This is a genomic window from Micromonospora sp. CNZ297 (genome assembly GCF_007827625.1).
Window position 1 is genome coordinate 109215 of sequence record NZ_VISU01000006.1, and the last position, 20272, is coordinate 129486.

Annotated in this window: 23 protein-coding genes; 12 read left to right on the top strand and 11 right to left on the bottom strand. The window is 72.8% G+C overall.

Annotation, left to right across the window (positions count from 1 at the left end; all coding sequences use genetic code 11):
* Positions 1 to 85: 85 nt before the first annotated feature.
* Together FB454_RS13505 and FB454_RS13510 are read left to right on the top strand one after the other, a co-directional pair.
* A complete protein-coding gene (locus FB454_RS13505) occupies positions 86 to 928 on the top strand; it encodes a beta-keto acid cleavage family enzyme (protein ID WP_013475115.1) in 843 nt (280 codons plus the stop codon).
* A 94-nt stretch (positions 929 to 1022) separates the two neighbouring features.
* Positions 1023 to 1982, top strand: coding sequence for an asparaginase (locus tag FB454_RS13510; protein ID WP_013288807.1), 960 nt, complete (start codon positions 1023 to 1025; stop codon positions 1980 to 1982).
* A gap of 122 nt (positions 1983 to 2104) precedes the next feature.
* Here FB454_RS13510 and FB454_RS13515 read toward each other — a convergent pair whose 3' ends face one another.
* A complete protein-coding gene (locus FB454_RS13515; protein ID WP_236619413.1) occupies positions 2105 to 2902 on the bottom strand; it encodes an alpha/beta fold hydrolase in 798 nt (265 codons plus the stop codon).
* A 113-nt stretch (positions 2903 to 3015) separates the two neighbouring features.
* On the opposite strand from FB454_RS13515, the gene FB454_RS13520 reads away from it, so the two are divergent.
* The 5 genes from FB454_RS13520 (at position 3016) to FB454_RS13540 (ending at position 6458) form a co-directional block, all read left to right on the top strand.
* A complete protein-coding gene (locus tag FB454_RS13520; protein WP_145823015.1) occupies positions 3016 to 3672 on the top strand; it encodes a helix-turn-helix domain-containing protein in 657 nt (218 codons plus the stop codon).
* A complete protein-coding gene (locus FB454_RS13525) occupies positions 3669 to 4439 on the top strand; it encodes a hypothetical protein (RefSeq protein WP_091330709.1) in 771 nt (256 codons plus the stop codon). The genes FB454_RS13520 and FB454_RS13525 overlap by 4 nt, the downstream gene beginning before the upstream one ends.
* 71 nt (positions 4440 to 4510) lie before the next feature.
* A complete protein-coding gene (locus FB454_RS13530) occupies positions 4511 to 4825 on the top strand; it encodes a DUF2516 family protein (protein ID WP_013288803.1) in 315 nt (104 codons plus the stop codon).
* Positions 4822 to 5709 carry an alpha/beta fold hydrolase gene (locus FB454_RS13535; RefSeq protein WP_145823016.1) on the top strand — a complete coding sequence of 296 codons (888 nt, stop codon included), beginning with the start codon at positions 4822 to 4824 and terminating at the stop codon, positions 5707 to 5709. Before FB454_RS13530 ends, FB454_RS13535 begins: the two co-directional genes overlap by 4 nt.
* Before the next feature lie 11 nt (positions 5710 to 5720).
* A complete protein-coding gene (locus FB454_RS13540) occupies positions 5721 to 6458 on the top strand; it encodes an alanyl-tRNA editing protein (RefSeq protein WP_013288801.1) in 738 nt (245 codons plus the stop codon).
* A 1-nt stretch (position 6459) separates the two neighbouring features.
* On the opposite strand, the gene FB454_RS13545 is transcribed toward FB454_RS13540, so the two are convergent.
* Complete coding sequence (locus FB454_RS13545; protein WP_145823017.1) at positions 6460 to 7059, bottom strand: CGNR zinc finger domain-containing protein; 600 nt, start codon at positions 7057 to 7059, stop codon at positions 6460 to 6462.
* Between the two features lie 43 nt (positions 7060 to 7102).
* Here FB454_RS13545 and FB454_RS13550 point away from each other — a divergent pair, with 43 nt between their 5' ends.
* On the top strand, positions 7103 to 7552 hold the full coding sequence (locus FB454_RS13550) for a VOC family protein (RefSeq protein WP_013288799.1): 450 nt from the start codon (positions 7103 to 7105) through the stop codon (positions 7550 to 7552).
* A 4-nt stretch (positions 7553 to 7556) separates the two neighbouring features.
* On the opposite strand, the gene FB454_RS13555 is transcribed toward FB454_RS13550, so the two are convergent.
* The gene (locus tag FB454_RS13555; RefSeq protein WP_030272171.1) at positions 7557 to 8228 is read right to left on the bottom strand and encodes a nucleotidyltransferase domain-containing protein; all 672 of its coding nucleotides are present in this window, start codon (positions 8226 to 8228) and stop codon (positions 7557 to 7559) included.
* A gap of 76 nt (positions 8229 to 8304) precedes the next feature.
* Here FB454_RS13555 and FB454_RS13560 point away from each other — a divergent pair, with 76 nt between their 5' ends.
* A complete protein-coding gene (locus tag FB454_RS13560) occupies positions 8305 to 9219 on the top strand; it encodes an SDR family oxidoreductase (RefSeq protein ID WP_145823018.1) in 915 nt (304 codons plus the stop codon).
* On the opposite strand, the gene FB454_RS13565 is transcribed toward FB454_RS13560, so the two are convergent.
* Positions 9210 to 10202 (bottom strand): helix-turn-helix transcriptional regulator, encoded by a 993-nt coding sequence (locus FB454_RS13565; RefSeq protein WP_145823019.1) that lies wholly within the window; start codon positions 10200 to 10202, stop codon positions 9210 to 9212. The two genes, FB454_RS13560 and FB454_RS13565, sit on opposite strands and share 10 nt — an antisense overlap.
* A gap of 40 nt (positions 10203 to 10242) precedes the next feature.
* On the opposite strand from FB454_RS13565, the gene FB454_RS13570 reads away from it, so the two are divergent.
* Both FB454_RS13570 and FB454_RS13575 read left to right on the top strand, forming a co-directional pair.
* Positions 10243 to 11034 (top strand): EI24 domain-containing protein, encoded by a 792-nt coding sequence (locus tag FB454_RS13570; protein ID WP_030272177.1) that lies wholly within the window; start codon positions 10243 to 10245, stop codon positions 11032 to 11034.
* 1 nt (position 11035) lies between these two features.
* Positions 11036 to 11554: an O-acetyl-ADP-ribose deacetylase gene (locus tag FB454_RS13575; protein WP_145823020.1), complete on the top strand. Its 519-nt coding sequence runs from the start codon at positions 11036 to 11038 to the stop codon at positions 11552 to 11554.
* Here the strand turns inward: FB454_RS13575 and FB454_RS13580 are convergent.
* The 7 genes from FB454_RS13580 to FB454_RS13610 form a co-directional block, all read right to left on the bottom strand.
* On the bottom strand, positions 11547 to 12452 hold the full coding sequence (locus FB454_RS13580; protein WP_013288793.1) for a GNAT family N-acetyltransferase: 906 nt from the start codon (positions 12450 to 12452) through the stop codon (positions 11547 to 11549). The two genes, FB454_RS13575 and FB454_RS13580, sit on opposite strands and share 8 nt — an antisense overlap.
* A gap of 123 nt (positions 12453 to 12575) precedes the next feature.
* Positions 12576 to 13583, bottom strand: a complete 1008-nt coding sequence (locus FB454_RS13585) for a LacI family DNA-binding transcriptional regulator (RefSeq protein WP_145823021.1) — start codon at positions 13581 to 13583, stop codon at positions 12576 to 12578.
* A gap of 19 nt (positions 13584 to 13602) precedes the next feature.
* Positions 13603 to 14970, bottom strand: coding sequence for a GH1 family beta-glucosidase (locus tag FB454_RS13590; RefSeq protein WP_145823022.1), 1368 nt, complete (start codon positions 14968 to 14970; stop codon positions 13603 to 13605).
* Positions 14967 to 15800, bottom strand: a complete 834-nt coding sequence (locus FB454_RS13595; RefSeq protein WP_013288790.1) for a carbohydrate ABC transporter permease — start codon at positions 15798 to 15800, stop codon at positions 14967 to 14969. The genes FB454_RS13590 and FB454_RS13595 overlap by 4 nt, the downstream gene beginning before the upstream one ends.
* Positions 15797 to 16786, bottom strand: coding sequence for a carbohydrate ABC transporter permease (locus tag FB454_RS13600; protein WP_013288789.1), 990 nt, complete (start codon positions 16784 to 16786; stop codon positions 15797 to 15799). Before FB454_RS13600 ends, FB454_RS13595 begins: the two co-directional genes overlap by 4 nt.
* Before the next feature lie 70 nt (positions 16787 to 16856).
* Positions 16857 to 18164, bottom strand: a complete 1308-nt coding sequence (locus FB454_RS13605; RefSeq protein ID WP_013475130.1) for an extracellular solute-binding protein — start codon at positions 18162 to 18164, stop codon at positions 16857 to 16859.
* Positions 18165 to 18340: 176 nt separating this feature from the next.
* Positions 18341 to 19096, bottom strand: coding sequence for a maleylpyruvate isomerase family mycothiol-dependent enzyme (locus FB454_RS13610; protein ID WP_013475131.1), 756 nt, complete (start codon positions 19094 to 19096; stop codon positions 18341 to 18343).
* Between the two features lie 70 nt (positions 19097 to 19166).
* Here FB454_RS13610 and FB454_RS13615 point away from each other — a divergent pair, with 70 nt between their 5' ends.
* Positions 19167 to 20258, top strand: a complete 1092-nt coding sequence (locus FB454_RS13615) for a UDP-N-acetylmuramate dehydrogenase (RefSeq protein ID WP_145823023.1) — start codon at positions 19167 to 19169, stop codon at positions 20256 to 20258.
* The last annotated feature ends 14 nt before the right edge of the window (positions 20259 to 20272 follow it).

Here is a 20272-nt window from a genome sequence, read left to right on the forward strand (position 1 = left end):
TAGAGGAAAGGTCCCTTCTTAACGCCGCCTTCACCGGAAATCCTCCGGTCGACCCGGCGCCGGGCACCGGTCTAGGATCCGGGGCATGACGACAGGGACGTTGATCACGGTTGCCCCCACCGGCGCGGAGTCGGCGAAGGCGGAGGTGCCGGCGCTGCCGGTGACGCTCGACGAGCTGCTGCTGACCGCCAAGGAGTGCGAGGCGCTCGGCGCTGCCGTGATCCACGTCCACATCCGTGACGACGACGCGCGGCCCACGCTCGACCAGGGGCGGCTGCGCGACACGGTGGCGGCGCTGCGGGAGAGCACCGACCTGATCGTGCAGCTCTCCTCCGGCGGCGCGGTGACCGACCCGGAGTCGGCCCGGCTGGCGGTGCTCGACGCCGCACCCGACATGGCCTCCTGCACCATGGGCACCGTCAACTTCGGCGACGACGTGTTCCTCAACCGGTGGGAGTTCATCGTCGACCTGCACACCCGGATGCAGGAGCGGGGCGTCGTCCCCGAGTACGAGATCTTCGACCTGGGCCACCTCACCGCCCTGCAGCGGCTGCTCGGCAAGTACGGCCTGCCGCACGGCGGGCACGTGCACGTCGACTTCGTGATGGGAGTGCCGGGTGGCATGCCCGGCACCACGGCGACCCTTGTCGCGGCCCAGCAGATGCTGCGCGACCTGCCCGAGGGCACCACGTTCGCGGCCACCGGCATCGGGCGCAGCACCATCCCGGTGATGCTGGCCTCGCTGTCGGCCGGTGGTCACCTGCGGGTCGGCATGGAGGACACGGTCACGTACGCCAAGGGGCGTCCGGTGGAGTCCAACATGCAGCTCGTCGCGCGGGCGGTCGGCTTCGCCCAGCTCGCCCAGCGGCCCCCGCTGACCACCGCCGAGGCCCGTACGCTGCTCGGCGTCCCGGCTACCGTCCGGTAAGCGGCGCACCCCGCTCCGACCCCGTACCGCCCCGGTCGACGTCGCAGGTCACCCCGCCGCCGACCGGGTCCGTCTCCTCGGTACCGTCCATACCGTGGGAAAAACGTACGAGGGCGGCGTGCCGCTCGCCGAGGTGGTCCGGTCCGGCTTCGTGGAGGGCGTCCACCGGGGTTCCGTGGTGGTGCTCGACGCCGCCGGTGAGCCGGTCGCCGGGGCCGGTGACGTCACCTCGCCGATCTTCCCCCGCTCGTCGAGCAAGCCGATGCAGGCGATCGGCATGCTCCGGGCCGGCCTGCCGCTCACCGACCCGGCCGACATCGCGCTCGTCGCGGCCAGCCACGCGGGCGAGGAGTTCCACGTCGAGCGGGTGACAGCGCTGCTGCGCGACGCCGGCCTGACCGAGGACGCGTTGCACTGCCCGCCGGACCTGCCGTTCGGCGAGGCCGCCCGGGAGGCGGTGCTGCGGGCCGGCGGCGGCCCGGCCCGGGTGCTGATGAACTGTTCCGGCAAGCACGCCGGCATGGTGCGCACCTGCCTGGCCGCGGGCTGGCCGCTGGACGGCTACTGGCGGCCCGAGCACCCGCTCCAGCAGTGCCTGACCGCCACGATCGAGGAGTTCACCGGCGAGCGGGCGGCGGCGGTCGGGGTGGACGGCTGCGGCGCACCGGTGCTCGCCGTCTCGCTGACCGGGCTGGCGCGGGCGTTCCTGCGGCTGGTCGAGGCCGAGCCGGGCACCGTCGAGCGGACGGTGGCGGACGCGATGCGGGCGTACCCGGAACTCGTCGGCGGCACCCAGGCGGAGGACACCCGGCTGATGCGCGGCGTACCCGGCCTGCTCGCCAAGATCGGCGCGGAGGGTGTGATCGCGGCGGCGATCCCGGAGGTCGGCGCCGTCGCTCTGAAGATCGACGACGGTGCCGCGAGGGCCCGCACACCCGTCCTGGTGTCGGCCCTGGCGCGCCTGGACGTGCGCGCCCCCATCCTCACCGAGTACGCCGAACCGCCCCTGCTGGGCGGCGGCCTCCCGGTGGGAGCCATCCGCCCCACCTGGTAACCCTTCCCCGCCCTCTACCTCCGGCGATCTTGCACTTACTGCCCCGGCGAAATGCGCATTCCAGGCGTACTGAGGGCTGCAAGTGCAAGATCAACGCGGCGAGGGGAGAGAGCCCGGGGCGGTCAGGGGAGGAACGGCAGGAGGGCGGCGTTGGTCTCGGTGGGGCGCTCCAGGGGGAGCAGGTGGGCCGCGTCGGGGACGTCCGGCATGCGCACGCCCTGGGGGGCCTCGTCGGCGATGCGGTCGGCCAGGCGGCGGATGTCGGCCAGGTCGTCCGCGCCGGTGCCGACCAGTACCGGTACGCGCAGCTCGCCCAGCCGGTCGATGGCCGGCGGGTCCAGCTCGCCCACCTCGATCGCGCTCAGCGCCTGCTCGGCGGCGAGTGCCCGGCGGTCCATCTCCTCGGCGAATCGGATCAGCTCCGGGTCGACGTCCTCGGGGCGGCGGGTCGGGCCGACCACCCAGAAACGCACCTCGCCGGCGGCGGTGGCGGCGAAGTCCTCCGGGTCCACGTCGCCGACCAGCTCCTCCCAGAGCTGCTCGGTTTCCTCCGACCACTCGTTGCCGGAGACCGGAGCGCCGAAGAGCGCCAGCGCCGAGACCCGCTCCGGGTGGGCGAGCGCGGTGTCCACCGCGACCCGGCCGCCGAACGAGCAGCCGACGAGCGCGGCGCGCTCGACGCCCAGTGCGTCGAGCAGCCCGACCACGTCGTCGTGGTGGGCGAACGGCGTGGTCGGCAGCTCCGACTCGCCGTAGCCGCGCAGGTCCAGCGCGATCACCCGGTGGCGCTGCGCGAGCGCCGGGACCTGCCCGCGCCACATCCGCCGGTCGGCGATGCCGGCGTGCAGCAGCACCACGGCGGTTCCGGTGCCGCTCTCGTCGTACGCGAGCTGGGCACCGTTGATATCGATCTTGGTCACGGGGGAGAACGGTACGGACCGGACATGGCCTCCGCAACCCACCTTCGGTGACCCTGCTAACTCTGGCTAGCGTTTTGCTTGCAGGAGTTAGCGGCCCGAGCTAGCGTTGAGTCATGGCCACCAGCAAGGACCTTCCCGATGTCGGCGGGTTCATTCGCGACCTGCGGCGCAACGCGAAGATCTCACTGCGCCAGCTCGCCGAGCAGGCGGGCGTCAGCAATCCCTACCTGAGCCAGATCGAGCGTGGGCTGCGCAAGCCGAGCGCCGAGGTGCTCCAGCAGCTCGCCAGCGCACTTCGTGTCTCCACTCCGGCGATGTACCTGCGTGCCGGGCTGCTGGACGACAAGGAGGGCCAGGGCGTGCTCGCGGCGATCGCCGTCGACCCCGAGCTGACCATGGCCCAGAAGCAGTCGCTTACCCAGATCTACGAGACGTTCCGGCGCGAGAACGCCCGCCTGGTCGAGGCGACCGAGGCGGCCGAGAAGGCGGAGACGGCCGCCACGGCCGAGACGGCCACGACGGAAACGGCCGCGACCGAGCCGGCCTCCGCGCCGGAGGCCCCGGCGACGGTGGCCGCGGCCGCGACCGGTCCGGTCACGCCGGAGGGCACGCCGACCGAGGCGGTCCTCGAATCGGTAGCCGTCACCGAAGCGGGTGCCGCGCCCGCCCCGACCACCGCGCCCGTCCCGACCACCGCCGCCCCGCAGGACACGACCGCCCGCCGGGCGGCCCGGAAGGCCGCCGGTGCGGCCGAAGAGGAGCAGTCATGACCACCCAGCCGAAGACCAACCGCATCCCCGCACCCCTCTACGCCGCCGCCGGCGCCGGTGAGCTGGCCCTGGAGCAGCTCCGCAAGCTGCCGACAGTGGTCAGCGGCCTCGGCACCCGGGTCGTCGCCGACCTCGGCGGCAAGGCCGTCGTCACCGGCTTCGAGCTGCGCCAGAAGGCCACCGAGACGCTGAAGACCGCCAACCAGACCGCCACCGGGCTGCGCGAGCGCGCCGTCGCCACCGACCTCGACCAGCTCCGCGAGGCCGCCAACCTGGAGAAGCTGCGCGAGGCGGCGAACCTGGAGAAGCTGCGCGAGGCCGCCAACCTGGACAAGCTCCGCGAGGCCGCCACCCGCAACGCCGCCGTCGTGGTGGCCGGGGCGCACGCCGCGCAGGAGCGCGCGCTGGCCGCGTACGCCGAGCTGGTCGCCCGGGGTGAGCGCGTCGTCGGCGCCGGCGTGCTGGAGGCCGCCGACACGGTGAACGCCGACATCGAGGCCACCGAGGCCACCGGCACCGAGGTGACCCCGAAGGCCGAGATCACCCCGAAGCCGGAGACCGCCGCCGCGACGACCGAGGTGCCCAGCCCGGCCGAGGTGGCCGAGGCGGTGGCCGCCAAGCCGGCCGCGGTGAAGCGCACCCGCGCCACCAAGGCGACCGCGACCAAGGCCGTCGCCAAGACGACCGCCACCAAGGCGACCAAGCCGGCCACCCCGTCGGCGAAGCTGCCGAAGGCCACGAAGCGGACCCGCCCGGCCGCCGAGTGACCTGATGCTCCACCGGACCCCGGACAACGTCTTGTCGGACGTTTCCGGGGTCTCGGCATAAGCTTGCCCCCATGGCCATCGCCGCGCCGATCTTCGCGTTCGCAGTCCAAGACGTGATCCAGCTGATCCTGCTCGTCTTCGCCCTGGTCGTACAGGGAGTGGCGCTGGTGCACGCGGTCACCCAGCGCGGCGACGGATTCGCCGCGCTCGGCACGCTGCCCAAGGGCGGCTGGGTCGCCATCCTGGCGGTCTGCCTGCTGCTGACCCTGCTCGGCTTCGGCCCGATCAGCCTGTTCGGACTGATCGGCATCGCTGCGGGTCTCATCTACCTGCTCGACGTGCGGCCCGGCCTGCGGGACCTGCACGACGGCCGAGGGTCCTGGTGAGAGGTTTCCGCTGGCCTCCGCCGCCGGACGGCGGTCCCCGCACCTGGGGGCCCGGCCCCGGCGCGCCCCGGACCGGGCGCCCCGCGCTGCCCGAGCCGGAGACGGAACTGGTCGCCACCCCGCACGGGGTGAGCCTGGAACGGCTGGTCACCGGCACCGGTGACCCGGTCACCGTGTTCGCGCACGGGCTGGGCAGCGGCATCGCCACCACCCGCCCGTTCGGCAGCGGCGTCACCGGGCGGCGCATCTTCTTCCAGTTCCGCGGGCACGGCCGCTCCGACTCGCCGCCCGGGCCGTGGAGCTACCTGGACCTCGCCCGTGACCTGCGGGCCGTCGCCGACCTGGGCGGCGCGACCCGGGCGTTCGGCGCCAGCCTCGGCGCGGGCGCGCTCTGCCGGCTGCTCGCCGAGAGCCCGGAACGCTTCGAGAGACTCGTCTTCTTCCTGCCCGCCGTGCTGGACACGCCGCGCGGCGAGGTGGCACGCGCCCGGCTCACCGGCCTGCTCGACGCGGTGGCCGAGGGCGACGCCTCGGCACTGGCCGACGCGGTGTCGCTGGAACTGCCGCCGTCGGTGCGCAACACCCCGGCCGGCTGGGCGTACCTGCGGCAGCGGCTCGACCAGCTGCTGCGCGACGGGCTCGCGCCGGGGCTGGCCGACCTGCCCGCCCAGGCCCCGCTCGACGACGCCGGGTCGCTCGACGCGGTCACCGCGCCGGCGCTGGTCATCGCCGCCGCCGAGGACGACCTGCACCCGGTCGCCGTCGCCGAACGGCTCGCCGCCGCGCTCCCCAACGCCACACTGCACGTGTACGACCGGCCCGGCGTGCTCTGGACCGAGCGCGCCGACCTGCGGGAGCGCGTCTCGGAGTTCCTGAACGGGTAACGTCGCCGTCCATGGGCGTCACACACCATGGCCGTACGCACCGGCTCGACCTCGCCGACCCGACCCTGCGCGAGTGGACCTGCCGGGTGCTGGCGGCCGATCCCGAGCAGGGCATCGTGCTGGACCGGTCCGCGTTCTACCCGGGCGGTGGCGGGCAGCCGCCGGATCACGGGGTGCTTCTCTGGCAGGGCGTACAGACCCGGATCGTCGGCACCCGCAAGGGCGACGACCTCTGGCTGATCCCGGCCGAGGGTGACCCGGTGCCGCCGGTCGGCACCGAGGTCGCCGGCGCGGTCGAGGACACGCGCCGGACCATGCTGATGCGTACCCACTCCGGGCTGCACGTGCTCTGCGGCGTGGTGTTCCGCGACTTCGGCGCGCTCGTCACGGGCGGCAACATGGAGCCGGGCGAGGCGCGGATGGACTTCAACCTCCCCGAGGTGCCGCCGGACTTCAAGGCCCGCATCGAGGAGCTGGTGAACGCCGAGGTGGCCGCCGACCGGTCGGTGGCGGTACGGGTGCTGCCGCGCGCCGAGGCGCTGGCCCTGCCGGACATCATCCGTACCCAGTCGAACCTGATCCCGCCGGAGGAGCAGGAGGTGCGGATCGTCGACATCGTCGGGCTGGACGTGCAGGCCGACGGCGGCACGCACGTGGCCTCCACCGCCCAGATCGGCAAGGTCCAGGTGGTCAAGGTGGAGAGCAAGGGACGGGCCAACCGCCGGGTACGCGTGCGCCTGGCGGACTGAGTCACCCGGGCGCGCGCCGGGACCGGAGGGCGCGCGCCTTCTGCCGGTTGCCGCAGCGTTCCATCGCGCACCAGCGGCGCTGCCCCGGCCGGGAGGTGTCCACGAAGACCAGTTGGCAGTCGTGCGCGCCGCACTCCCGGATCCGGGCCGCGTACGGGCCGGTGAGCAGGTCGACCGCGTCCCGGGCGAATGTCGCGACCACTTGCGCGCCGGTCAGCGGCGTACGCCAGGACCGGCTGCCGTCGGGACCGGCCTGCGGGCTCAGCGGCAGCCCGGCCGCCGCGTCGTTCACCACGGCCAGGTCCGCGGCGGGCGGGGTCTCGTCGCGGGTACGCGCCTGCGTCACTCGCCAGAGCGCGTCGCGCAGCCGACGGGCGGCGGCCAGGTCGTCCGCGTCGACGGTGACGGTGGCGGGGTCCAGGCGCAGGCGGGACACGGCCAGCCAGCCCGCGAGGTCGTCCGGCCGGTGCAGCACCTCGTAGCGGGCGAACACGCCCGGACCGCCGGTGGTCAGCAGCTCCAGGCAGAGCGCGCCCGGGTCGAAGCGGTATCGAGTGCCTTCGGGACTGATCAGGGTGAGTCCGCTTGCGCCGTCCGTCACGTAACCACTATAACTGGTTACACCAGCTGACCACGGAGGACACATGGCCCGGGACTGGAAACTCGTCATCGACTGTGCCGACCCGATCGGGCTGGCCCGCTTCTGGGCCGAGGCGCTCGGCTACCAGGTCGAGGACAACAGCGTGCTGATCGAGCGGCTGGCCGCCGCCGGTGCGGTGCCGCCGGAGGCGTACGTCGAGGTGGACGGCCGCAAGGCGTGGCGCGAGCTGGCGGCGGTACGCCACCCGGACGACCCGGTCGACCCGGCCAGCGGCACCGGGCTGGGCCGGCGGTTCCTGTTCCAGGCCGTCCCCGAACCCAAGCGGGTGAAGAACCGCCTCCACGTCGACCTGCACGTCGGGCCGGAGGGGCGGGCGGCCGAGGTGAAGCGGCTGACCGCGCTCGGCGCGACGGTGCTGGCCGAGGTCGCCGACCGGGGCAGCGAGCACACCACGATGGCCGACCCGGAGGGCAACGAGTTCGACGTGCAGTGACCGCTCAGCGCGGCAGGTACGCCGCCCGGACGGCGAGCAGCCAGCGTTCCACTGTCTCCTCGTCCGGGCGCTCCGGCAGCGGCGAGCGGACCCGGTCGAACTCCGCCTCGGCTGCAGCCACCAGGGCCTGCGCCTCGCCCAGCGCGCCACCGGCGACCCGTTCGCCGAACGCGCGGAACCACTCCGGGTCGGCGAGGCGGATCTCCAGCACGCCTGTCGCGTACAGCGTCCGGCCCTGGTGCAGCAGCCGGGCCAGGTGCCGGGCGTGCTTCGCCGAGCGCCGCCGCCCGCCGCTGTCCGCCGGGGCGGTGGCGAGCTTGCGGAACTGCTGCGAGGCGTACCCGAGGTAGGCGTCGCGGACGCGCGGCGCGCTCAGGAACGCCGACCGGATCGCGATCAGCTCCTCGCCGAACCCGGTGCGGGTCTCGTAGCAGTCCTCGGGCAGCCACATCAGCTCGGTGGCGGTCGGGTTGCCGCTCAGCGCCAGCAGCGCGTACTTCCGCGCCTCGTGCAGCGTGACGTCCGGGTCGGTCGTCACCACCGACTCGCGGGGCGGGCGCAGACCGTGGAACGCGACTGTGGGCGCGGCGAACACGCCGATCCGGTCGGTGTCCGAGCCGGGACCGGCCAGCCCGTACGCGACCGAGCCGACGATCCCGGACAGCAGCAGGTGCATACCGGTGATGATCGCCCATCCGGATCGTCCGGGAAACCGGACTTCCGCTGTCAGGTATCTGTTGCACGGTTATCCCATGAACTCACCACTGACCGGAACTGTCGCGCTCGTCGCGGGCGCGACCCGGGGCGCCGGCCGGCAGATCGCCGTGCAGCTCGGCGCCGCCGGGGCCACCGTCTACGCCACCGGCCGTACCACCCGCGAGCGCCGCTCCGAGATGGACCGGCCGGAGACCATCGAGGAGACCGCCGAGCTGGTCACCGCCGCCGGGGGCACCGGGATCGCCGTCGCAGTCGACCACCTGGACCCCGAGCAGGTACGCGGCCTGGTCGAGCGGATCGACGCCGAGCAGGGCCGCCTGGACGTGCTCGTGAACGACGTCTGGGGCGCGGACCCGCTGATCACCTGGGAGAAGCCGGTCTGGGAGCAGCCGCTCGACGCCGGGTTCCGCACGCTGCGGCTGGCTGTCGACACGCACATCATCACCAGCCACTTCGCGCTGCCGCTGCTGATCCGCAACCCGGGCGGCCTGGTCGTCGAGGTCGGCGACGGCACCAAGGAGCACAACGACAGCGAGTACCGCCTGTCGGTCTTCTACGACCTGGCCAAGGTGTCGGTGAACCGGCTCGGCTTCAGCCAGGCGCACGAGCTGGCCCCGCACGGCTGCACCGCCGTCGCGCTCACACCCGGCTGGCTGCGCTCGGAGGCGATGCTCGAACACTACGGCGTCACCGAGGCGAACTGGCGCGACGCCGCGAGTACCGAACCGCACTTCGTCATGTCGGAGACGCCGGCGTTCGTCGGGCGCGCGGTGGCCGCCCTGGCCGCCGACCCGGACCGGGCCCGCTGGAACGGCCGGTCGCTGGACAGCGGCGGCCTGTCCCAGGTGTACGGCTTCACCGACGTCGACGGCAGCCGCCCGCACTGGGCCCGCTACTACGAGGAGGTGGTCAAGCCTGGTAAGCCGGCCGACCCGGACGGCTACCGCTGACCGTCGGACGGCGGATTGGTGTAGAGCGCCGCCGCGCGGCGGGCCGCCTCGGCGAAGCGCGCCCGCAGCTGCGGCGGCGCCAGCACCTCCACCTCCGGGCCGAGCGCCAGCAACTGGCCGTACGCCACGTCGACCGACTCGACAGGCAGCCGCAGCACCAGCCGCCCCTGCTCGTCCGGCGGCCCGGCCGCGTCCACCGCCTCGGTGTAGACGAACGGCGCGTCCACCAGGTGCCGCAGCGCCCGCAACCCGGCCGGGCCGAGCCGCACCGTCACCCGCTCCCGCAGCAGTTCGCGCAGGAACGCGCCCGCCTGCTCCCGCCAGTACGCCCCGAGGTCGAAGTCCTCGTCCCGGTCGAACCCGTCGGCGCCCACCTCGACCGCCACCACCCGGTCCACCCGGTACGTCCGCCAGCCGTCACCGACCCGGGCGACCAGGTACCAGACCCCGTTCTTCAGCACCAGCCCGTACGGCGCCAGCGTGCGGGTCACCTCCCGGTCCCCGCGCCGGTAGTGCAACTCCACCATCAGGTCCCGCCAGACCGCCCGGGCCAGCTCGGCGAGCGTCGGCGGCGGCGTGGTCTCCCGGAACCAGCCGGGCACGTCCAGGTGGAACCGCTGCCCGGTACGAGCGGGCGCGTCCCGCAGGCTCGGCGGCAGCGCGGCGAGCACCTTCAGCTCGGCGGCGGCCACCGAGTCGGCCAGTCCCATGTCCCCGGCCGGTCCGGGCAGCCCGGCCAGGAATAGCGCCTCGGCCTCGTCCCGGCTCAACCCGGTCAGCCGGGTCCGGTAGCCGCCGAGCAGCCGGTAGCCGCCGGCCCGGCCGCGGTCCGCGTACACCGGGACACCGGCGGCGGAGAGCGCCAGCACGTCCCGGTAGACGGTCCGCTCGGACACCTCCAGCTCGCGGGCCAGCTCGGCGGCGGTCATCGTCTCCCGGGACTGGAGCAGCAGCACAAGCGAGATCAGCCGGGACGCACGCACAGGCCCATTGTGGTGCACCGGCAGATTAGGCTGTGCCGTCGTGAACGCCTCCCGTACGATCGCGCCCGTCACCGGCGCGGCCACCCGCTTCCTCGGCGGCGCCGGCCTGCTGCTGCGCGGCTTCGGCATGTACGTCCGCAGCCCGAAGCTGATGCTGCTCGGCGTGATCCCGGCGCTGATCACCGGCGCGCTCTACGTCGCCCTGTTCGCCACGCTGCTCTACTTCGTCGACGACCTGGCGGGCTGGCTCACCCCGTTCGCCGACGACTGGTCGTCGCCCTGGCGCGGGCTGCTGCGGGTCGCCGCCGGGCTGGCGGTGGTCGGGGTCGCCGGGCTGGTCGGGGTGCTCACGTTCACCGCCGTCACGCTCGTCATCGGCGACCCGTTCTACGAGGCGATCTCCGAGCGGGTCGAGGACCGCCTCGGCGGCACCCCCGGTGCGGTGGACGTGCCGTTCTGGTCCTCGCTGCGACGCAGCCTCGCGGACTCGCTGCGGCTGGTGGCGCTGTCCGCGCTGATCGGCGTACCCCTGTTCGCCGCCGGTTTCATCCCGGTGGTGGGACAGACGGTGGTCCCGGTGGTCGGCGCCCTGGTGGGTGGCTGGTTCCTGGCGCTGGAGCTGGTGGGCGCGCCGTTCTACCGGCGGGGGATGCGGCTGCCGGACCGGCGGGCGCGGCTGCGGGCCGACCGGCCGACAGCACTCGGTTTCGGGGTGGCGGTCTTCCTGTGCTTCCTGATCCCGCTCGGCGCGGTGCTCGTCATGCCGGCCGCCGTCGCCGGGGCCGCGCTGCTGGCCCGCCGCTCGCTGGGCCAGCCCGTCGAGGAGAGCTGAGATGGACACCGTCCTGATCGAGGGGGACATCACCGCCCAGCAGGTCGACGCGATAGTCAACGCCGCCAACTCGTCGCTGCTCGGCGGCGGGGGAGTGGACGGCGCGATCCACCGGCGCGGCGGGCCGGCGATCCTGGAGGAGTGCCGGGCGCTGCGCGCCTCCCGCTACGGGCGCGGGCTGCCCACCGGCCAGGCGGTCGCCACCACCGCCGGCAATCTGCCCGCGCGCTGGGTGGTGCACACTGCCGGCCCGGTCTTCTCGCCGCGCGAGGACCGCTCGCCGCTGCTGCGCGACTGCTACGCCAACAGCCTGCGCGTCGCCGACGGGCTGGGCGCGACCCGGATCGCGTTCCCGCTGATCTCCGCCGGGATCTACGGCTGGCCGGTCGAGGACGCGGTGGCACAGGCGCTCAGCGTGCTGCACGCGGCCACCCCGGAGCACGTCGCCGAGGCGCGGCTGGTGCTGTTCGGCGCCGACACGTACGCCACAGCGGTGCGGGTGGCCGCCGGGCTCAGCTGAGTTTGCGCCGGCATGACCACTGGCTGTCCACCGGCCGGTAGCCGAGCCGCTCGTTCACCGCCAGCATCGGCGCGTTCGCCTCGTCGTTCGAGGTGTACGCGGTGCGTACCCCGCGCGCCGCGGCGGCGTGCAGCGCGGCCTGCTTGGCCAGCCGGGCCAGCCCGCGCCCCCGGTACGCGGGCAGCGTGCCGGTGAAGTCCGACCACATCCGGTCGCCGTCCCGCTTCACCAGGCTGAGTGCGACCAGTTCGCCGTCCACCTCGGCGAGCATGCTCGCCTCCCGGTCCAGCCCCGGGTTGTCCCAGCACTCGTGCCGCCACAGGTCGAAGTCGAGCGAGTCCGTCGGCACGTCCCCCGGCTCGTCCCGGGACGACTCGGCGTCCACCCGGTGCACCAGGCGGGGGTCGAGCCCGGCGGCGGACACCAGCCGTACGCCCGGCGGCGCCTGCGGCATCGGCGGGGCGGTGCTCAGGTCCAGTGCCGAGTAGCGCAACTCCCGGCTGGGTGTGAAGCCGTGCCGCTGCGCGAACGGCAGCGACTCGGTACGCGCGTGGGTGAGCACCCGGGTGGACCCGAGCGTCCGCAGATGACCGAGCGCGGTGTCGAACAACGCGGTGCCGGTGCCCCGGCGGCGATGCTCCGGGTGCACGTGCAGCGTGGCGATCTCGCCCACGCCGGGCGTCGACGTCTGCGTGTTGCGGTACGCCGACACCCAGCCCACGACCTGCCCGTCCGCCTCGGCGACCCAGGCCGCCCAGTCCTCGCCGGGCGGTGGTTCGGCGATCATGCGGCGGGTCGACTCGACGCCCCGCACCAGGTACGGGTAGACGAGCGCGCGCAACGCCACCACGGCGGGCGCGTCCTCGGCACGGGCGGGACGGATCAGGGCTCCACTCATCCGGCGGACCCTAGCCCCGCCGCCGCCCGCGCCGCGACCGGTTAACGCGCGGCGGGCGGTCGCCCGGCGGGCTGTTAAGAAGGGCCCCCTCCTCTACCTGAGGCGTTAAGAGGGGGCCCTTCCTTACGCGGACTCGCGTAGCACCAGCTCGGTCGGCAGCACCAGCGCCTGCTCGACCTCCTCGCCCGCGGCGATGCGCAGCAGTTGCCGGGTCATCGACCGGCCCAGCTCCACTATCGGCTGCCGCACGGTGGTCAGCGGCGGCTCGGTGTAGGCGGCCGTCTCGATGTCGTCGAACCCGATCACCGCCACGTCCTCGGGTACCCGCCGCCCGGCCTCCCGCAGCGTGCGCAGGGCGGCGTGTGCCATCAGGTCGGAGGCGGCGAACACGGCGTCCAGTTCCGGGTCGGCGGCGAGCAGCTCGCGCATCGCGGCGGTGCCGGACTCCCGGGTGAAGTCGCCGTACGCGACCAGCTCCGGCAGCCCGGCGGCGGTGATCGCGTTGCGGTAGCCGATCAGCCGCTCGATCCCGGCGACCATGTCCTGCGGTCCGGCGATGGTGGCGATGCGCCGCCGTCCGCTCGCGATCAGGTGCTCGACCGCGGTGCTCACACCGCCGGTGTGGTCGACGTCCACGTACGGCACGTCGGCGCCGTCGAGCGGCCGTCCGCTGCACACCACCGGGATGCCGAGGCGGGCCAGCCGGCCGGGCAGCGGGTCCTCGCCGTGCAGCGAGGCGAACAGCACCCCGTCGACGTGCCGCCCGGTGGTGTACCGCTCGACCCGTTCGTGCCCGGCCGGCGAACCGGCGAGCATCAGCACGAGCTGCTTGTCCGCCGCCTCCAGCTCCTGTGCCGCGCCCCGGATGATGCCCGGGAACACCTGGTCGTCGGAGAAGACCCGGGTGGCCGCCTCGGGCATCACCAGCGCGACCGAGTCGGTCCGCTGGGTGACCAGGCTGCGGGCGGCGAGGTTCGGGACGTACCCGAGTTCCTCGACCGCCCGGCGTACCGCCTGCCGGATCGGCTCGGCGACTGTGGTCGAGCCGTTCACCACCCGGGAGACGGTGGCCCGGGACACGCCGGCCAGCCGGGCCACCGCCTCCAGGGTCGGTCGCTGTGCCGTCGTCATCCCCGTAACCACCACCTCGTCACAGCCCGTTCCGGGCGATCACCTCCTGGTACCAGCGGGCACTGCGCTTGGGTGTGCGCCGCTGGGTCAGGTAGTCGACGTGGACGATCCCGAACCGCTTCCGGTAACCCTCGGCCCATTCGAAGTTGTCCAGCACCGACCATACGAGATAACCACGCAGGTCCACGCCGCGGGCGATGGCTTCGTGCGCCGCGCGCAGGTGCCCGTCGAGGTAGGCGACCCGGTCGGCGTCGGCCACCCCGCCCTGCTCGTCGAGGTCGGTGTCGGGGAACGCCCCGCCGTTCTCGGTGATCATCAACGGTAGCCCGGGATAGTCGGCCGCGACGCGTTCCAGCAGCCGGGCCAGCCCGGCCGGCTCGATCGACCAGCCCATCTCGGTCAGCGGCCCGGCCGGCGGCAGGAACTCGACCGCCCCGGCGGTGCCCGGGTACGCGGCACCTCCCGTGCCGTCCGCCCGCCCGGCCACGTAGGTGGGCGCGTAGTAGTTCAGCCCGAGCAGGTCCAGCGGCGCGGCGATCAGCTTCTCGTCCCCGTCCCGGACGAAGTCCGGCGCGACGATCCGGCTGACGTGGGCCAGCACGTCCGCCGGGTAGCCGCCGCCGGTGAGCGGGTCCAGGAAGATCCGGTTGTGCAGGCCGTCGACCAGCCGGACCGCCTCGGCGTCAGCGGCGCTGCCCGCGTCCGCCGGCTGCACGTCGGCCAGGTTGAGCGTGATCCCGAGCGTCTCCGCGCCTGCCGCCCGCAGTGCCCGCGCCGCCATGCCGTGGCCGAGCAGCAGATGGTGTACGGCCCGGAACGCGTCACCGGCGTCGCGGCGCCCCGGCGCGTGCACGCCCGAGCCGTACCCCAGGTAGGCCGAACACCACGGCTCGTTGAGCGTGGTCCAGGTGCGCACCCGGTCGCCGAGACGGCCGTGCACGGCGAGCGCGTACTCGGCGAAGTGCTCGGCGGTCTCCCGGACGGTCCAGCCGCCCCGGTCCTCCAGCGCCTGCGGCAGGTCCCAGTGGTAGAGCGTGACGATCGGGTCGAGGCCGGCGTCCAGCAGCGCGTCGGTCAGCCGGTCGTAGAAGTCGAGCCCGCGCGGCTCGACCGGGCCGGTGCCGTCCGGCCGCACGCGGGGCCAGGACACCGAGAACCGGTACGCCCGCAGCCCCAGGTCGGCCATCAGCGCGACGTCCTCGGCGTACCGGTGGTAGTGGTCGCAGGCCACGTCGCCGGTGTGGCCCTGAAACACTGCGCCCGGCGTACGGCTGAAGGTGTCCCAGATCGACGGGCCGCGACCGTCCTCGCGTGCGGCGCCCTCGATCTGGTACGCGGCGGTAGCCCCGCCCCAGACGAAGCCCTCCGGGAATCGGACGTTGCTCATGCCTTGACCGCACCTTCCATGATGCCGCCGATGATCTGGCGGCCGAAGACGACGAACACCAGCAGCAGCGGCAGCGTGGCGATCGCCGTGCCGGTGAACACCTGCGACATGTCCTGGTAGTACCCGTCGGAGAGGGCCCGCAGCGACAGCTGCACCGTTGGGTTCTCCGGGTCGTTCAGCACCGCGTACGGCCACAGGAAGTCGTTCCAGGTGGTCATGAACGTGAGCAGGCCGAGGACGGCGGCGGCCGGGCGCAGCGCGGGCAGCACCACGTTCCAGTAGATCCGCGCGGTGTTGCAGCCGTCCATCCGCGCCGCCTCGATCAGCTCGGTGCTGACCGCCTGGCCCGCGTACTGGCGCATCATGAACACGCCGAAGCCGGTCACCAGCGCCGGCACGATCACGGCGGGCAGCCGGTCGTTCCAGTTCAGTTTCGTCATCAGCAGGTAGAGCGGGATCACGCCGAGCTGGGTGGGGACCATCATGGTGGCGACGATGACCAGCAGCAGCGCGTTGCGCCCGCGGAAGCGCAGCTTGGCGAACGCGAACCCGGCCAGCGTGGAGAAGAACACCACCGAGATCGTGACGGTGGTGGCCACGATCGCCGAGTTGATCAGGCCGGTCAGGAAGTACGCGTCGGTGTTGTCGAACAGCCGGGCGATGTTGGCGCCGAGGTTGCCGCCGGGCGTGAGCGGCGGCGGCACCTGCCCCATCGTGTCGCTGGTCCGGCTGGCCACCACGAACATCCAGTAGATCGGGAAGATCGACAGGATGGCCGAGAGCGTCAGCGCCAGGTAGGTGAGCCGGCTTGCCGACCAGAGGCGGGTCATCGGGAGACCTCCTTGCGGGAGCCGCCGCCGAGCCGGCGCAGGAGCAGGACGTTGATCGCCGCGACCACAGCGATGAGCGCGAACAGCAGCCAGGCGACTGCCGAGCCGTAGCCGAAGTTGTAGTGCGGCGCGAAGGCGTTCTCGAACATGTACATGGTCACCGTCTGCGACTCCCGCAGCGGCCCGCCGCGGATCGCGTTGGTGCCGGAGTTGAACATCCGCGGCTCGGTGAAGAGCTGGAGGCCGCCGATGGTGGAGATGATGACCGCGAAGATGATCGTCGGCTTGAGCAGCGGCACCGTGATGGACCAGAACTGCCGGGCCCGGCCGGCGCCGTCGATCGCCGCCGACTCGTACAGGTCGCGGGGGATGGCCTGCATGGCGGCCAGGAAGATCAGCGCGTTGTAGCCGGTCCAGCGCCAGTCGACCATCGTGGAGATGGCGACCCAGGCGGCGAACCGGTTCGCCTTCCAGTCGATCGCGTTGATCCCGACGTGGTCGAGCAGCCAGTTGATCATGCCGAACTCGCGGCCGAACAGCACCGCGAACACGATCGCCACGGCGGCGGTCGACGTGACGTTCGGGATCAGCACCGCCATCCGCCAGGTGGTACGGGCGCGCAGCTGCCGGTTGAGCAGGTTGGCCAGCCAGAGCGCTGCGAGCAGCTGGGGGACCGTGGAGATCACGAAGATGCCCAGCGTGTTGACGACCGAGTGCCAGAAGTCCGAGTCGGCGAGCAGCTGGGTGTAGTTGTCGAAGCCGATGAACGGGTGCTCGGCGCCGAGCAGGTCCCAGTCGTGCAGCGAGACCCAGAACGTGTACGCCAGCGGGTACGCCCCGAAGACGCCGAACAACAGGAAGAACGGGGCGATGAACAGGTACGGCGAGTACTTGGTGTCGATCCGGCTGAGCCGGTTGCCCAGGCCGGGACGGGTGGGGCGGGGTGCCGGTGCGACCGGCGGGCGGGCGTCGAGCTGGACGGCCATGACCCGGGACTCCTTTCCGCCGTGCGGGCGGCCCCCGTGGCCGGGTGGCCGCCCGCACGCGCTGCTCGGGTTACTTGGCGGCGGCCTTCTCGGCGTTGGCGACCGCGTCGGTCCAGCCCTGCTCCGGGGAGCGCTTGCCCAGCTCCACGCTGCGGACGGCGTTCTCGACCTCGGTGCGTACGGCCTGGTTCTTCGGTCCCATGTAGACCGGCTTCAGGCTCTTGGCGCCCTCGGCGAAGATCTTCCCGACCGGTGCCTCGGAGAAGTAGGCGTTCTTCGAGTCGATGATCGCCGGATCCTCCAGCGCCTGCGGGGACGAGGGCAGCGGGCCCTTCGCCTTGAACGCGCCGATCTGACCCTTGGCGCTGGTCAGGAACTTGGCCAGTTCGATCGCCTCGGCCTGGTGCTTGCTCTGCTTCGGCACGGCGAGGAACGAGCCGCCCCAGTTGCCGCCGTCGCCGGGGATCTGGGCGATGTCCCACTTGCCCTTGGCGGCGGCGCCGGCGTTGCCCTCGATCACGCCGGTCATCCAGGCCGGGCAGGCGATGGTGGCGAACTTCGACTGCTTGAACGCCGACACCCACTCCTCGGACCAGGAGCCGTACTTGCCGGACAGCCCCGAGTCGATGATGTCCATCGTGGTGTCGTACGCCTGCTTCACCGCCGGGTTGCTGCCCACGACGAGGTTGTTGCCGGTGTCGTAGTAGCTGTAGCCGCTGCTGTTGCCGGCGGTCTGGAGCAGGATCGTGTTGAACGTGTTCGTCGCGGCGTCCAGGAACGAGGCGCCCGTCTTCTTCGCGGTGAACTGCTCGCCGACCTTGATGTAGTCCTGCCAGGTGGGCCAGAGCTTGGACACGGCGTCGCGGTCGGTGGGCAGGCCGGCCTTGGCGAACAGGTCCTTGCGGTAGCACATCGCCATGCCGCCGACGTCGGTGCCGAGGCCGATGAGCTGCTTGCCGTCGGCGGTGAGCCCCTGGTTCCACTTCCAGTCGAGGAAGTTGCCCTTCAGGTCGGCCGCGCCGTGGTCGAGCAGGTTGACGAAGTTCTGCGGGTTGGCCTTGTACTCGACGAGCAGGCCCTCCTCGATGGCCACCACGTCACCGGCGCCCTTGCCCGCGGCGAGCCACTGGGTGAGCTTCGGGGAGTACTCGTCGAGGTTGCCTCCGGTGCCCCGCTCGACGATCTTCACGCCGGGGTGGCTGGCCATGTACTCCTGGTAGAGGTCGGCGTAACCGAACTGGCCGAAGACGTCGACGGTGAGCGTTATCGGCCCGTCGGCGGCGGCATCGTCGCCGCCGCCGCAGGCGGTGGTGCCGAGCAGTGCGGTGGCGGCCACCAGGGCCACCGCCGCCAGGCGGCGGCGCGTGAAGGTGAGCATGCTGTCCTGACCTCTCGGGTCGTCGAAACGGGTGGTGGAAGGCGGTTCCGGAACTTAGAGAGCGCTCTCACGACAGCGTGGTGGAGGGTCGTGGACCTTGTCAAGAGAGCGCTCTCAGAGGTGTCCGAAAAGAAGGAGAGGGGCGACTGTCGCCCCTCTCCGTCCGGTGCCCGTCGTCAGCCGACCCGTAGGCCGCCCAGCAGGGAACGGTCGCCCGCCACGTCCAGCGCGTCGAAGCTGATCCGGCCCATCAGCGCCAGCAGCAGATCGCTCGCCGTGCCGGCCACCTGCGCCCGCGCGCGGTGGTCGTCGTGGTCGAGGATCGTCGCGGTGTCCAGCAGCGCGACCCCCTCACCCCGCAACCGCAGGTACCACTCCTGCGCGGCATCGGTCGCGTTCAGCTGCACCACGCCGCGCCACTGCCCGGCATGCATCCGCCGTCCCGCCGGCAGCCAGGTGTCCAGCACCTCGCTCACCCCGTCGGCCGCGAGCTTCGCCTCGATCGGATCACCCGCACCGATCGCGAGCTGGGCGTCCCAGCGGTGCACAGCCGTCTCGTGCGCCAGCCGGCGTGGCCAGAAGACCGCCTTCTTCGGCTGCGGCGCGAAGTTCCAGGCCGGCGCTTCCGGGTCCGTCGCCTCCAGCAGTGCGCTGATCCGCTCGTACTCCTGCGTGAACCACTGCGCCGCGGTCAGGCCCGCCGGGGGCTCCGGGTCGTGCCGCTCCGGGCGGGTCGCGATGCCCGCGGTCAGCACGGTGCCTGCCCAGGCGTACGCGCGGGTCAGGTGATGAGCGAGATCGGTGACGGTCCAGCCGGGACAGGACAGCACGGGTGTCTCGGGCGGCGCCTCAGCCACCGCCGCGGCGAAGGCGGGGCCCTCCGTGCGCAGCGCGCCGATCCAGAAGTCCTTCGTGTGGTGCAGTCTGCTCATCGCCATCCTCCCGGGGGTGACCGGGCCACCAGTGGGTGCTCCGGCTACCCCTCAGCCTAGGGTGAAAGGCGTGTCAGACGTCTACGCCGAACCGGCGACTGCCGGTGACCCGACCGATCCGGCCACCCTGGCGCGCTACACCACGCTCCGGCTCGGTGGCCCCGCCGGGCGGCTGGAGATCGCCGGCGACGCCGCCCAGATCGTACTGAAGGTGCAGGAAGCGGAAGCCCGGGAGCAGGCCGTGCTGGTGCTGGCGGGCGGTAGCAACGTCGTGATCGGCGACCAGGGCTTCCCCGGCACCGTCGTGCTCGTCCGCTCCCGGGGGTTCCGGACCGTCGCCGAGGACGGCGACACCGTCACGGTACGTGTCGAAGCCGGCGAGCCGTGGGACGACCTCGTCGCCGCCGCCGTCGAGCGCGGCTGGTCCGGGCTGGAGTGCCTCTCCGGCATCCCCGGGTCGGCCGGCGCGACCCCGATCCAGAACGTCGGCGCGTACGGCCAGGAGGTCGCCGAGACGATCGTCGCAGTCGAGGCGTACGACCGGACGGAGCGCCGGGTGGTCCGGATCCCGGCGGCCGACTGCGGGTTCGTCTACCGGGGCAGCATCTTCAAGTACAGCGACCGCTGGGTGGTGCTCACCGTCGACTTCCGGCTCACCCGCTCCCCGCTGTCCGGCCCGGTCCGCTACGCCGAACTGGCCCGGGCGCTCGGCGTCGAGGTGGGCGACCGGGTGCCGCTCGCCGACGCCCGCGCCACCGTACGGAAACTGCGCGCCGGCAAGGGCATGGTGCTGGACGCGGCCGACCCGGACACCTGGTCGGTGGGCTCGTTCTTCACCAACCCGGTGCTGCCGGGCGAGGTGTTCGAGCAGGTACGGGAACGCGCTGCCGACCTGGGGGAGCCGCCGAACTGGCCGGGCGCCGACGGGGCGGTGAAGGTCAGCGCGGCGTGGCTGATCGACAAGGCCGGGTTCGGCAAGGGGTACGCGGGCCCGGAGGGCGTCGCCATCTCCAGCAAGCACACGCTGGCGCTCACGAACCGTTCCGGCACCGCCAGTACGGCCGCGCTGGTGGCGCTGGCCCGCGAGATCCGCGACGGCGTCCAGTCCCGCTTCGGCGTGACCCTCCACCCCGAGCCAGTCCTCATCAACTGCACCATCTGACCCTGCTTTCGCCC